This window comes from Carnobacterium sp. GW821-FHT04C06 (assembly GCF_059420345.1).
Genome location: NZ_JBWKTN010000001.1, coordinates 435,574 through 448,945, shown reverse-complemented (window position 1 = coordinate 448,945; position 13,372 = coordinate 435,574). Strand labels below are relative to the sequence as shown.

The window sequence follows — 13,372 nt, the reverse complement described above, 5'->3', positions numbered from 1 at the left end:
AGAATATGGGACTCATGGGTAATTTTAGCCAATTTTTTGGTTTAAATGATGAAGAAGAAGATTATGAGTATGAAGAATACGATCAAAAAACTGAAAAAGCAGCAGCGCCTATTCAAGCTCAAGAGAAAGCTTACACTGAACCAAAAAGTAAATCATCATTTAACACACGCAATGTCAACGCTGTTAAGACAAGCAATAAAGTTGTTCCCTTGAATCAACAAGCGATTCCATCTCAATCTAAAATTGTTGTTTTTGAACCGCGCGTTTATTCAGAAGTTCAAGAAGTTGCAGATTTGTTAATGGCAAATGAATCAGTGATTTTAAATTTCAATCGGATTGAAGAAGATCAAGCTAAACGAATTGTGGACTTCTTAACAGGAACCATTTATGCAATTAGTGGAGATATTCAACGTATCGGCGATGAAATTTTCTTGTGTACACCACCAAATGTTGAAATTGATGGTATGTTAACAGAAATGATGCGTGATAAGGAATTCTACTAGAAAGAGGTGTTTGAAAACAATATGATAGATATTTTAATATTTGTGTACAGAGTGTTATCCGAAGCGATTAATATTTATTCTATTTTAATTGTTGTCTATGCCCTGCTGTCTTGGTTACCTGGCGCTTATAATTCTAAGCTAGGAGAAATATTAGCCAGACTTTGTGAGCCCTATTTAGATGTCTTTAGAAGAATTATCCCACCAATTGGAGGGATTAGCTTTTCACCAATTGTGGCATTGATTGTTTTAAGTTTAGTAAATCGTGGACTTTATTATGTTTTAATGTTTTTAATTCAAACCATAGCATCATAAGAATAAGGGGGCGCTGAAAGATGATTGAAAATGTGTATCAGCATTTTAGAAAAGAAGAGCGCTCTTTTATTGATGCTGTAACGGGTTGGATTCAAGAATGTGAAGATCAATATACACCCTATTTGACCAAGTTTTTAGATCCTAGACAAGTCTATATTATTGAAACGTTGATTGGCAAAAGAAGCGAACTAAAATTGTATTTATTTGGCGGATACGAATCAGCTGAGCGAAAACGAGCGTTTATTTGCCCAGAATATTTTATTCCCAAGCAAGATGATTTTAAGGTCTCTTTATGCGAGATTCATTATCCTATAAAGTTTGCCAATTTAACTCATAGCAAAATTTTAGGAACTTTAATTTCCACTGGTGTAAAGCGTGAGTTTTTTGGAGATATTATCTGTGATGGTGAGCGTTGGCAATTTTTTATAGATGAATCAATGGAAAGTTATGTTCGAAATCAAATTGAAAAAATTGGCAATGTGTCGATTCGAGTTGAAGAACGGACCTATGTAGACATTATAACCCCAATTGATGATTGGAGTTATATTAGCGGGACGGTTTCATCCATGCGAATAGACACGATTATTTCGAGTATTTTCAATATTTCAAGACAACGAGCAAAACAGTTGATTGAAGCTGGTAAAGTGAAATTGAATTGGGCAGAAATTTTGCGACCTGATTTTGAAATAGGCTTGTTAGACATTTTATCCGTTCGAGGATTTGGTCGAATTCAGATCAAAGAAATTGAAGGTAAGACTAAAAAAGACAAATGGCGAATTCAATTCGGTGTTCTTTTTAAATAACAAAAGACATTTCTTGTAGAAATTCCATTTGTAGCTTATAATAGTAAACAACAATATAAAATGAAATTGGAGGTGTCTTCCATGGTGTTAACTCCGTTAGATATACATAACAAAGAGTTCCCTGTCAAGATGCGTGGATATGACCAAGATGAGGTCAATGATTATTTAGATCAAATCATTAAAGATTATGAAATGGTGCTAAAAGAGAAACGTGAATTAGAGAAACAATTAAAATTCAGCGAAGAAAAAGTAGAACATTTCAATAACTTGCAAGATGCTTTAAATAAATCGATTATTGTAGCTCAAGAGGCAGCAGATCGCGTAAAAGAAAATGCAAATAAAGAATCTAAAATTATCATGATGGATGCTGAAAAAAATGCAGATCGTTTACTAGATGAAGCTGTTACAAAAGCACGCAAAATTAGCATTGAAACAGATGGCTTGAAAAAACAAAGTCGTGTGTTTAAACAACGTCTACAATTAATGATCGAATCACAATTAGAAATGGTACGCAACAAGGAATGGGATGAGTTGTTACAAACAACACCAGGAGAAACCTTGGAAATTCCAACCTTAAAAGAAGTTTTAGCAGATTTACCAAAAGCAACTGAAGACACGGAAGAAGTAGCAATCCAAGAACCAATTGATGTCGCAGATATTAAAAAATTTGATGATGTTGATACAAGTGTAGCAGAAGAATCGCCAGAAGATTTAAACTACCGAGTAGAAGGTACACTGGAAGCTATTGAATTGCCAGAAGAAAAATAAATGACTTTGAATAGAACAGAAAAATGATAACAATACTTTTAGCGAGCTAGTGAATGGTGAAAGACTAGCAAGTCCCTGTTATGATTAGATCCTCTAGGAGTCAATTAGCTGAAACTAAGTAAGCTAATTCGTTTGATTGGCGTTAACAATTACTTGAGGAGAAAAAGAAATTTTTCTTAAACTTGGGTGGTAACACGAAGACTTCGTCCCTACTATAGGGGTGGAGTCTTTTTTTAATAAATTAAACTAAATTTTAAAATAGATAAGGAGTTTATATAACATGAAAATGAAAGAAACATTACAGCTTGGAAAAACAGATTTTCCAATGCGTGGAAATTTACCAACAAGAGAAGTGGAATGGCAAAAAAATTGGGAGACTGTTGACATTTACGCTCAACGTCAAAAATTAAATGAAGGCAAACCAAGCTTTGTTTTACATGATGGCCCTCCTTATGCAAATGGCAATATCCATATGGGGCATGCCTTAAACAAAATCAGCAAAGACATCATTATCCGTCATAAATCAATGTCAGGTTTCCGTTCACCATACGTTCCTGGTTGGGATACTCATGGTTTGCCAATCGAGCAAGCTTTAACAAATAAAGGAGTTAAGCGCAAAGAAATGACAGTCGCTGAATTCCGTAAAAAATGTGAAGAATATGCATGGGAGCAAGTCAACAAACAACGTGAAGATTTCAAACGTTTAGGTGTTGCTGGAGAATGGGATCATCCTTATGTAACGTTACAACCAGAATACGAAGAAGCACAAATTCGTGTCTTTGGAAAAATGGCTGAAAAAGGCTATATTTACAAAGGATTAAAACCAATTTACTGGTCACCTTCAAGCGAATCAGCACTAGCAGAAGCGGAAATTGAATACAAAGACGTTAAATCTCCTTCAATCTACGTCGCATTTAAAGTAGTAGACGGAAAAGGAGTCTTAGATACTGATACGTCCTTAGTTATTTGGACAACAACGCCTTGGACAATTCCTTCTAACTTAGGAATCTCAGTAAATGCCTTATATGATTATGTAGTTGTTTTAGCTGACGGCAAAAAGTTTGTAGTGGCTAAGGATCTATTAGAAACGGTTCAAAATGCAATTGGCTGGGAGTCTGTTGAAGTTTTAAGTGAATTAAAAGGGTCTGAAATGGAATATATGACGGCACAACATCCACTATACGAACGCACTTCATTAGTAATGGTCGGCGATCATGTGACGTTAGACGCTGGTACTGGTTTAGTTCATACAGCTCCAGGACATGGTGACGATGACTTTATTATTGGCCAAAAATATAAATTAGGTGTTTTATCACCAATTGACGATCGTGGTGTCTTCACTGATGAAGCTCCTGGTTTTGAAGGTGTCTTTTATGACAAAGGAAATAAATTGATTACAGAAGCTCTTGACGAAAAAGGTGCATTACTAAAACTTGATTTCTTTACTCATAGTTACCCACATGACTGGAGAACAAAAAAACCGGTTATTTTCCGAGCAACACCGCAATGGTTTGCTTCAATTGATGACTTCCGCGCGGATATTTTAACAGCTGTTGAAGGCGTTGAATGGGTTCAAAAATGGGGGATGACTCGTCTTTATAATATGGTTCGTGATCGTGGCGATTGGGTTATTTCAAGACAACGTGCATGGGGTGTTCCATTGCCAATTTTCTATGGTGAAAATGGAGAAGCTATTATTACTCCAGAAACAATTGACCACGTTGCGACATTATTTGGCGAACATGGTTCAAATGTTTGGTTTGAAAGAGAAGCAAAAGACTTGTTACCTGCAGGCTTTACTCATCCATCAAGTCCAAATGGTGAATTTACAAAAGAAAATGACATTATGGATGTTTGGTTTGATTCAGGTTCTTCTCACCAAGCCGTTTTAGCAGCGAGACCTTATTTAACGTATCCAGCTGATATGTATCTAGAAGGGTCAGATCAGTACCGTGGTTGGTTTAACTCAAGTATTACAACAAGTGTCGCAATTAACGGAATTGCACCATACAAAACGGTTCTTTCTCAAGGGATGGTATTAGATGGTGAAGGTCGCAAGATGAGTAAATCAATCGGAAATACGATTTTACCTGAAAAAGTTGTGAAACAAATGGGCGCAGATATTATTCGTTTATGGGTAGCTAGTGTTGATACGCAAGCAGATGTTCGAGTAAGTGATGAAATCTTAAAACAAGTTTCAGAAGTTTATCGTAAAATCCGTAATACGTTACGTTTCCTATTGGCAAATACATCTGATTTTGATCAAAAAGCAGATGCAGTCGACTATAACAATTTGCGTTCAGTAGATAAATATTTAATGATTCGACTAAATCAATTAGTTGGAAAAGTAGAAGAAAGCTATGAAAAATATGAATTCTCTACAATTTATCAATTAATCAACAACTTCTGTACGGTTGACCTATCACAATTTTATCTAGACTTTGCTAAAGATGTTGTTTACATTGAAGCAGCAGATGCCTATGAGCGTCGTGCAATGCAAACTGTTTTCTATGAAGTATTGGTAACATTAACAAAATTATTGACGCCAATTTTACCTCATACAGCCGAAGAGGTTTGGGATTTCTTAAACGAGGAAGAAGACTATGTTCAATTAGCAGAAATGCCAGAAGTGACTCATTATCCAAATGAAGAAGAATTAGTGGATATGTGGGAAGCCTTTATGGACTTAAGAAATGATGTTCAAAAAGCACTAGAAGAAGCGCGAAATGAAAAGAAAATTGGAAAATCCTTTGAAGCAAAATTAGTGCTTTATCCAAATGAACAAACGAAAGCGTTGATTGCTGCTTTAGATAGCAATCTTGCTCAACTGTTTATTGTGTCTGATTTAGAAGTAAAAGGCATGAAAGAAACAGCACCTGAAAATGCATTACAATTTGATTCTGCAGCCATTTTGATTGAAAAAGCTGAAGGAGAAACTTGTGAGCGATGTCGTGGAGTGAAACATGACGTTGGCAGTCATTCAGACGCTCCAAACTTGTGTGATCGTTGTGCTACAATTGTCGAGGAACATTATCCAGCAGCTCTTTTACCAGAAGAAGCGGAGTAAATTCAATTGAACCGAATCTTAGAAATTAAGATTCGGTTTTTTTACTCAATGAAGTAAATAGTCAACTAATCGTTTTTATGATAAGATAATGTTATTAAAATGGACATAGAGGAGTGGTTTTGATGGAACTTGACCTGATAAAAGTTCACGGTTCAGAAAATAGTTTTTTCATTCTTGATGAAACAATTTTAGAAAGACCTTTAACAGAAGCAGAAATAATGAAAGTAACAACAACGTTAACGAATCGTGAAACAGGTTTATTGAATGGAGCAGATGGAATTCTATTAATCACCAAGAGCTCACAGCCGGAAGCAGTTGCTAAAATGCGTGTAATCAATAGTGACGGTAGTGAAGCGAGTATGTGTGGCAATGGGTTAAGAACGGTGGCGCGTTACCTTGCAGAAAAAGAGCAATTAGATTACTTTCATGTAGAAACGATGCATGCCAATTTATTAGTTCAAAAAACTACTGAAATTGGGAATGATGTTGCAACCTATCAAGTAGAAATTTCACCTGTATCTTTTCAAACTTCTACACTGCCTTTAATTGGCAAAGGAGAAACGTTAATCAATCAGCCATTTAAAGAGCTAGATTCAAAGCTGTTATTTTCAGCAGTGGCGGTTCCAAATCCACATTTAATTAGTTTTGTTGACCATGAAACAATGGAGAGTCCTTTACTTGAAGAAATAGCACGATTCGTTAATGGAGAAAACCCTTATTTTATTGATGGCGTTAATGTTAGTTTTGTTGAAGTATTAGGAAAAGATCAAATTTTTGTGAAAACTTATGAGCGTGGCGTTGGTTTTACAAATGCTTGTGGGACAGCGATGTCTGCCAGCAGTCTAATGTATGTTTTATTAAAAGAGGGGTCATTTGATCAAAAAATTCAAGTTTTCAATCCAGGTGGAATGGTTCAAACGATTGTTCATCAAGACAATGAAGACAATTATTGGATGGAATTAATTGGAAATGCTACCTATTTACAAAAAATCACACTATCGTTATCAGATGCACAAAAGGGTGATTTTAGTAATAGCCAATTAATGATTTTAAATGAAAATGACGCGTATCAAGAATTTATCAAAGAGGCTCAAAACGTTTTAAAAAAGAACTAAAAATATATTAAAAAGGTTATTAAACCAACGTGTAAAACCCTTGCATAAGAAAAAATATTGAGCTATAATGGATTCGTGATGGGTTTACTTTTATAATGGCGAGAAGAGTTTGAATTCAAGAGGACTTGAATGGTTTATTTCTCTTTTAATTAAAATAGAAACAACTAAACTTGGACTTTTTATCAAAGAAATCTATTGCAAAAAGAGATAAATGGAGGTCACGGACAGATGGAAAAAGGTACAGTAAAATGGTTTAACAGTGAAAAAGGTTTTGGCTTTATCGAAGTAGAAGGCGGAGAAGATGTATTCGTACATTTTAGCGCAATTACAGGTGACGGTTTTAAAACACTTGAAGAAGGCCAACCAGTAGAATTCGAAATCGTTGAAGGAAATCGTGGCGCACAAGCAGCTAACGTTGTAAAACTATAATTTTTGAATTCAATCAAAAGAAGTGACTCCTTTCTATGGAGTCACTTCTTTTTTTTACTTGCATCAAATTAAACTTGAAAAAGATATAAAAAATACAAAATTGTATTAATATAAGATCGGATTAAAAAAGTAAAGAGAGCAGAATAGGCCTTAGTAATTAGTTGTAAACGTTTTATATATTAAGGCGATTAGAGTAAGGCTTTTTCCTCGCGAGTGTTTCTATAATTTGTTATTTTATAGTTGGAAGTTTTCTGTTTCAATTAGTTGTAAAATCTATTACTTATGATATCATTATATAATATGAATAGTTAAAGTTAAATGAGATAGGTGGAGGAATTGAATATGTCAGAAAAAATAAAATATGGTGGAGACGCTGTTGTCGATAGTTTAATTAATCACGAAGTCGAGTATGTTTTTGGAATTCCGGGAGCAAAAATTGACCGTGTTTTTGACAGTTTATTAGATAGAGGACCTGAATTAATTGTCGCTCGTCATGAACAAAATGCTGCATTTATGGCCGCTGGAATTGGACGATTAACAGGCAAACCTGGCGTTGTAATTGCAACCAGTGGACCAGGAGCAAGTAATTTGGCAACTGGATTAGTCACTGCAACTGCTGAAGGAGATCCAGTTCTTGCAATTGGAGGACAAGTGAAACGAGCGGATTTGCTAAAACTGACACATCAAAGTATGGATAATGCTGCTTTGTTTGAGCCAATTACAAAATACAGTGCTGAAATCCAAGAACCAGAAAATATTTCTGAGGTGATGTCAAATGCGTATCGTGCAGCTAGAAGTTCAAAACAAGGCGCAAGTTTTGTGAGTATCCCTCAAGACGTCATTGACTCACCAATAAAAAACGCTGCCATTATGCCTTTACAAGCTCCTAAATTAGGACCTGCCAGTCCAGTAGAAATCACGTTGCTTTCTCAACGAATTAAAGAAGCTAAACTACCAGTTTTATTATTAGGCATGCGTGCGTCAAGTTCTGAAGTTACTCAAGCCATTCGGAACATTATTGCAGTATCTGAAATTCCAGTAGTAGAAACTTTTCAAGGAGCAGGAATTATTTCTCACGATCTTGAAAAGAACTTTTTTGGACGAGTGGGATTGTTTAGAAATCAACCAGGAGATATGTTATTAAAACGCAGTGATTTAGTGATTACGATTGGCTATGATCCAATAGAATATGAAGCACGAAATTGGAATGCTGAGTCGGATGCTAAAATTATTGTCATTGATGACACACCTGCTGAAATTGATCAGTATTTCCAGCCTGAAAAAGAATTGATTGGGGATATTGCACAAACATTAGATTTTTTATTACCCTATTTAAAAGGTTATCAATTAGCAAGTGATTCAAAAAATTATTTAACAACCTTACAAGAAAAATTAGCCGAACGAGATGTCCCACCAGAAAATGGAAAATCTTCTTATACTCACCCGCTAGCAGTGATTTCAGAACTACAAAAAATAGTGACGGATGAAATGACTGTAACAGTGGATATTGGAAGTCATTATATTTGGATGGCACGTCATTTTAGAAGTTACCAACCACGTCATTTATTATTTAGTAATGGGATGCAAACACTGGGTGTTGCGCTACCTTGGGCTATTTCAGCGGCGTTGGTTCGTCCGAATACTCAAATTGTATCTATTTCAGGTGATGGTGGATTCTTATTTTCAGCTCAAGAGCTTGAAACGGCAGTTCGTCGAAATCTAAATATCGTACACTTAATTTGGAATGATGGACGTTACAACATGGTAGAATTTCAAGAAGAAATGAAATATGGTCGTGCTTCTGGTGTTGACTTTGGACCTGTTGATTTTGTGAAATATGCCGAAGCTTTTGGTGCGGTAGGTATGCGTGTAGATGAACCAACCAAATTAAAAGAAGTTCTTAAAGCAGCCTTTGCTACAGAAGGTCCCGTTATTGTAGATATTCCAATCGATTATCAAGATAATAAAGAGCTTGGAAAAACAATTTTACCAGACCAATTTTATTAAAAAAGTCCTAGAGATTGAAAGGAAGTACATTGTCGTGAACTCAAACAAAATTTTATTTCAACATGGAACATTAGGAACATTAATGGCAGGCTTATATGATGGGACATTTTCTATTAATGAGTTATTAAGTCATGGAAATATGGGGATTGGGACGTTAGACGTTTTAGATGGTGAATTAATCGTCTTGGATGGTGAAGCTTTTCAAGCCAAATCGGATGGAACAATAGTGAAACTGTCTGGAAAAGAATTAGTTCCATATGCTGCTGTAACCTACTTTGAAGGAGAAAAATATGAACTGCTTGAAAATGAAATGACAAGCGAAGAAGTGAAAACTTTCTTAAGAGAAAAAATGAGTAGTTTAAATACGTTTTCTGCGATTAAAATCAAAGGACATTTTAAAAAAATGCACGTGCGTATTATCCCGAAACAAGAAAAACCTTACCAACGTTTTATTAATGCTTCTCGTATGCAACCTGAGTATACGCAAACAGATGTTGAAGGAACAATTGTTGGTTTCTTTGCGCCTGATTTATTTCAGGGAGCTACAGTAGCAGGTTTTCATTTGCATTTCATTGATAAAGACCAGCAATTCGGTGGGCATATTTTAGATTTTGTACTTGAAAAAGGTGTTTTAGAAATTCAAACCCTTGAAACACTAGAGCAACACTTTCAAATTCATGATGAAACATTTTTAAAATCAGAATTTGATGAAACTAACTTGCACGAAGAAATTCAAGAATCAGAAGGATAAGAAAGAGAGGCCCAGCTAAAAAGTTGGGCTTTTTTTTGTAAAAAATTACTTGCTTCTCTTATAAAAGTTTAATAAAATGAATGAGATAAGAAAAGAGGTAGAGAATGAAAAAGATGATCATTATACTTGGAAGTCTAGTTGTAATCATTGGGATTGCGCTTTTTGGAGCAGGAATGTATTTTTACAATGTTGCGATTGCAATCAATGACAAAGATTTTTTAGCAGCAGAACCTAGTAAAAAGGATGACCCTTGGAAAACACAAAAAGAATGGTATCAATCAGCACCAAGAGAAAAACGCTCGATTACGTCAGACGATGGCTTGAAATTAAATGCACTTTATATTCCAGCAGCAGAGCCATCTAAAAAAACAGTTATTTTAGCACACGGTTATGGTGGGAATTATGAACAAATGAGTCCCTATGCTAAGCTTTTCCATGATTGGGGTTACAATGTACTCGCACCAGATGCCAGAGGTCACGGAACAAGTGAAGGCTCTTATATCGGATTTGGTTGGCATGAGCGGAAAGATTATTTGAAATGGATTGACTTAATGATTACTGAAACAGGTAGCGCGACTGAGCTGGCTCTATTTGGAGTAAGTATGGGTGGCGCGACCGTTATGATGACAAGTGGGGAAGAATTGCCAGCAAATGTAAAAGTGATTGTCGAAGATTGTGGTTATAGTTCAGTAACAGATGAATTAGTTTATCAATTAAAGGATATGTATAACTTGCCAAGTTTCCCATTGATACCAGTGACAAGTGTGGTTACCAAATTAAAAGCAGGTTATTCATTTGGTGAAGCAAGTGCAGTGGAACAATTGAAGAAGAATAAAACTCCGATGCTCTTTATTCATGGCGATAAAGATTTATTTGTCCCAACAGAAATGGTTTATGAGAATTATGAAGCAACTACAGCACCAAAAGAGCTTTATATAGTCAAAGGCGCCGGACACGCTGAAGCTTATGTAAAAGATAAAAAAGGCTATGAAAAAGAAATTCATGATTTTGTTTCAACTTATATTAAGGAGTAAGATAAAAAGAACGCTCATTCACACAGAATGAGCGTTCTTTTTAGTTGTCATTAACTTAATTGACTTGCAGCCTCTTGATCTAAAATAACTGTTAAATTTGGATGAAGCTTTAAAATAGAAGAAGGAATATTAGGATCAACAGGACCCTCTAATGCTTTCTTAATAATAGCAGCTTTATGTTTTCCATTTGCAATTAAAATAAGATGCTTCACGCGCATAATACTTGCCGGTCCCATTGTGACAAATGAGTCAGGAGTTCTTTCTCCTAAATCATTAACCAAGCTTTTGTACCATGGATATTTTGGTGCTACAGTTACTTGGTAGGTGAAGTTTTCAAATTTTGTAGAACCAGGCATATTGCCACAAAAATGACCGTCAGCACCAATTCCAATTAGCATGGCATCCAACCCACCAACAGCTTCTATTTCCTCGTCATAGCTTTGATAATTGGCAGGAGAGACAAAGTGAACATGTGATTCTGGAATTCCAGCAGGTGTCAAAAATTGCTCCCTCAATAAACCTTCCGTCATACCAACTACTTCATTTTTTAATGGAACTTCATCAAAGCTATAATAATGAACGTTGGATAAATAGGATTTGTTTTTAACTAACGGTGCTAATGCTTCATAAATTTTCTTAGGGCTATTTCCAGCTGTAATTGAAAGATTGACACGACGATCATTTAACATTTTTCCAACTATTAGTTTAGTAGCAGTTTCACTCATTTTTTCATAAGATTCTTCAATAATTAATTGCATATTCGTTCCTCCCATTAGTTAGTAATTGTTATCGTTTTCATATGTATAAGTATAAAGCGTGTAATGCATTACATAGCAAGTAGTTTCCTTAAATAAAAAAAATAAACCCTCTTAGAGGGTTTATTTTTTTTATTTATTACGATTGCCAACAATTAAAGAGTAGATGAAAATTAAAATAACTGCACCAATCAAAGCTGGTAAAATTGCAAAACCACCAATTGAAGGTCCCCAACTACCAAATAATGATGATCCTACCCAAGATCCTAAGAATCCTACGATAATGTTCCCAATCACACCACCTGGTACGTCTTTACCAAGAATCATACCACCGATAGCTCCTAAAATACCACCTACGATAATTGACCAAATAAATCCTAACATTGTACATTCCTCCAATCACTTAATTCTATTAATCATTTAAGTTCACATTAATAGTATAGACATAATTCGTTCACAATTCAAAAGATATGCTCATACATCTGGAAATTATAAGAAATTAAGCTAAAGATTAAATAACGAAAATAAAAGAGGGGATAAAATAAAAAGGAGCAGAGAAAACATCTATTGGTTTCTCTGCTCCTTTAAAAGTTATTTCAAATATTGATTAGCTTGATTATCGTCGGAAGTTAAAGCGAGTAATTTATCTCGTAAATCGGTTTCCATTACAGATAATTCTTTTTCAGCTTCTTTCCGTTTTACACGACCTTCTTGTTGAATTTTCAATGTTTCTTGTAGGGTTTCAACTAAATCATCTTGTGTTTGTTGTAAGGTTTCGATATCAATCACGCCACGCTCATTCTCTTTAGCAGTTTCAATTGCTGAGATTTTTAACATAGCAGAATTTTTCTTCAATAAGTCATTCGTTGTTTCAGAAACTTGTCGTTGAGCAGTGACAGCATCTTTTTGACGAAGAAGGGTTAGCGCAATTGCAATCTGATTTTTCCAAAGAGGAATTGCTGTATTAATCGAAGATTGAATTTTTTCTGACAAAGCTTGGTTTGTATTTTGAATCAAACGAATTTGCGGTGCTTGCTGAATTGTCATTTGGCGAGCTAATCTTAAGTCATGGGTACGTTTTTCAAGGCGATCTAAAAATTGGTTTAAGTCATTGACAACTTGAACATCCATTTGATCATTTGACTGTTCAGCTTGTTTAATTGCTTCTGGAATTAAGGTAACTTGTAATTCTTCCATTTTAACTTCGCCTGCAGCAATATAAATATTTAGTGCATCAAAGTAATCTTTATTTTTTTGATAGAGCTGCTCTAGCATCATGTTGTCATTTAATAAGCCATTTTTTTCTCGATCTAGTTTGATGGCAATCTTATCAATTTGCGCACCGATTTTTTGATATTTAGAAGTCATCTCATAAATTGATTTACGAACTTTACCAAATATTTTTTTGAAAACATTGTTATCTTCTGCTCGTAACTCATCTGGATTTGCTTCGTTTAAACGGTACATTAAGTCATTTAAAGACTCTCCAATCTCACCAGTGTCTTGATTTTGGACATGATTTAACATTGTATGAGAAAATTCACCTAATTTTTGTTGCGCAGCGGCACCATAGCTCATAATAGCTTGGGCATTGGCAACATCAATTTGTTCAGCTAATGCTTTTGCTTGGACTTGACGTTCTTTTGGCAAACGATCAATCATTCGTGGGGCAGGTGCATCCGCACCAACTGCTTGTAAAGGGTCAACTTGAACGCTTGGTGCAGCCGTTGCATCTGAAAAGGGATTTGCTAATAACTCATCTAATTCATTGTTTACTTCTTTGATTGTGGGTTCTTGTGGTTGAATGGTATCATCTAATTCAGTCATA

13 protein-coding genes and 1 other annotated feature are annotated in these 13,372 nt (G+C 35.2%); of the genes, 10 read left to right on the top strand and 3 right to left on the bottom strand.

What is annotated here, in order from left to right:
- Window positions 1-5 precede the first annotated feature (5 nt).
- From AC07SW_RS02170 to AC07SW_RS02125, 10 genes are all read left to right on the top strand, one after another.
- The gene (locus AC07SW_RS02170) at window positions 6-503 is read left to right on the top strand and encodes a cell division protein SepF (protein ID WP_119908217.1); all 498 of its coding nucleotides are present in this window, start codon (window positions 6-8) and stop codon (window positions 501-503) included.
- A gap of 21 nt (window positions 504-524) precedes the next feature.
- Window positions 525-815, top strand: a complete 291-nt coding sequence (locus AC07SW_RS02165) for a YggT family protein (protein WP_034569061.1) — start codon at window positions 525-527, stop codon at window positions 813-815.
- A 20-nt stretch (window positions 816-835) separates the two neighbouring features.
- Entirely contained in the window at window positions 836-1,618 is a 783-nt protein-coding gene (locus AC07SW_RS02160; protein ID WP_119908216.1) for a YlmH family RNA-binding protein, read from the top strand.
- An 81-nt stretch (window positions 1,619-1,699) separates the two neighbouring features.
- On the top strand, window positions 1,700-2,386 hold the full coding sequence (locus AC07SW_RS02155; RefSeq protein ID WP_081890693.1) for a DivIVA domain-containing protein: 687 nt from the start codon (window positions 1,700-1,702) through the stop codon (window positions 2,384-2,386).
- Window positions 2,384-2,600: a binding site (T-box leader), on the top strand. (Overlaps the previous gene by 3 nt.)
- 66 nt (window positions 2,601-2,666) lie before the next feature.
- Window positions 2,667-5,453 carry an isoleucine--tRNA ligase gene (ileS, locus tag AC07SW_RS02150; protein ID WP_119908215.1) on the top strand — a complete coding sequence of 929 codons (2,787 nt, stop codon included), beginning with the start codon at window positions 2,667-2,669 and terminating at the stop codon, window positions 5,451-5,453.
- Between the two features lie 122 nt (window positions 5,454-5,575).
- Window positions 5,576-6,568, top strand: coding sequence for a diaminopimelate epimerase (gene dapF / locus AC07SW_RS02145; RefSeq protein ID WP_034569065.1), 993 nt, complete (start codon window positions 5,576-5,578; stop codon window positions 6,566-6,568).
- A 228-nt stretch (window positions 6,569-6,796) separates the two neighbouring features.
- Entirely contained in the window at window positions 6,797-6,997 is a 201-nt protein-coding gene (cspD, locus tag AC07SW_RS02140) for a cold-shock protein CspD (RefSeq protein WP_034569066.1), read from the top strand.
- Between the two features lie 342 nt (window positions 6,998-7,339).
- Window positions 7,340-9,004, top strand: a complete 1,665-nt coding sequence (alsS, locus tag AC07SW_RS02135) for an acetolactate synthase AlsS (protein WP_034569068.1) — start codon at window positions 7,340-7,342, stop codon at window positions 9,002-9,004.
- Window positions 9,005-9,038: 34 nt separating this feature from the next.
- Window positions 9,039-9,755, top strand: coding sequence for an acetolactate decarboxylase (gene budA, locus AC07SW_RS02130; RefSeq protein ID WP_135024025.1), 717 nt, complete (start codon window positions 9,039-9,041; stop codon window positions 9,753-9,755).
- A 104-nt stretch (window positions 9,756-9,859) separates the two neighbouring features.
- A complete protein-coding gene (locus tag AC07SW_RS02125; RefSeq protein WP_034569071.1) occupies window positions 9,860-10,789 on the top strand; it encodes an alpha/beta hydrolase in 930 nt (309 codons plus the stop codon).
- A gap of 50 nt (window positions 10,790-10,839) precedes the next feature.
- On the opposite strand, the gene AC07SW_RS02120 is transcribed toward AC07SW_RS02125, so the two are convergent.
- From AC07SW_RS02120 to AC07SW_RS02110, 3 genes are all read right to left on the bottom strand, one after another.
- Window positions 10,840-11,547 (bottom strand): glucosamine-6-phosphate deaminase, encoded by a 708-nt coding sequence (locus AC07SW_RS02120; protein WP_490425575.1) that lies wholly within the window; start codon window positions 11,545-11,547, stop codon window positions 10,840-10,842.
- Window positions 11,548-11,676: 129 nt separating this feature from the next.
- Window positions 11,677-11,928, bottom strand: coding sequence for a GlsB/YeaQ/YmgE family stress response membrane protein (locus tag AC07SW_RS02115; protein WP_034569074.1), 252 nt, complete (start codon window positions 11,926-11,928; stop codon window positions 11,677-11,679).
- Between the two features lie 207 nt (window positions 11,929-12,135).
- Window positions 12,136-13,371, bottom strand: coding sequence for a toxic anion resistance protein (locus AC07SW_RS02110; RefSeq protein ID WP_494632159.1), 1,236 nt, complete (start codon window positions 13,369-13,371; stop codon window positions 12,136-12,138).
- Window position 13,372: the final 1 nt, after the last annotated feature.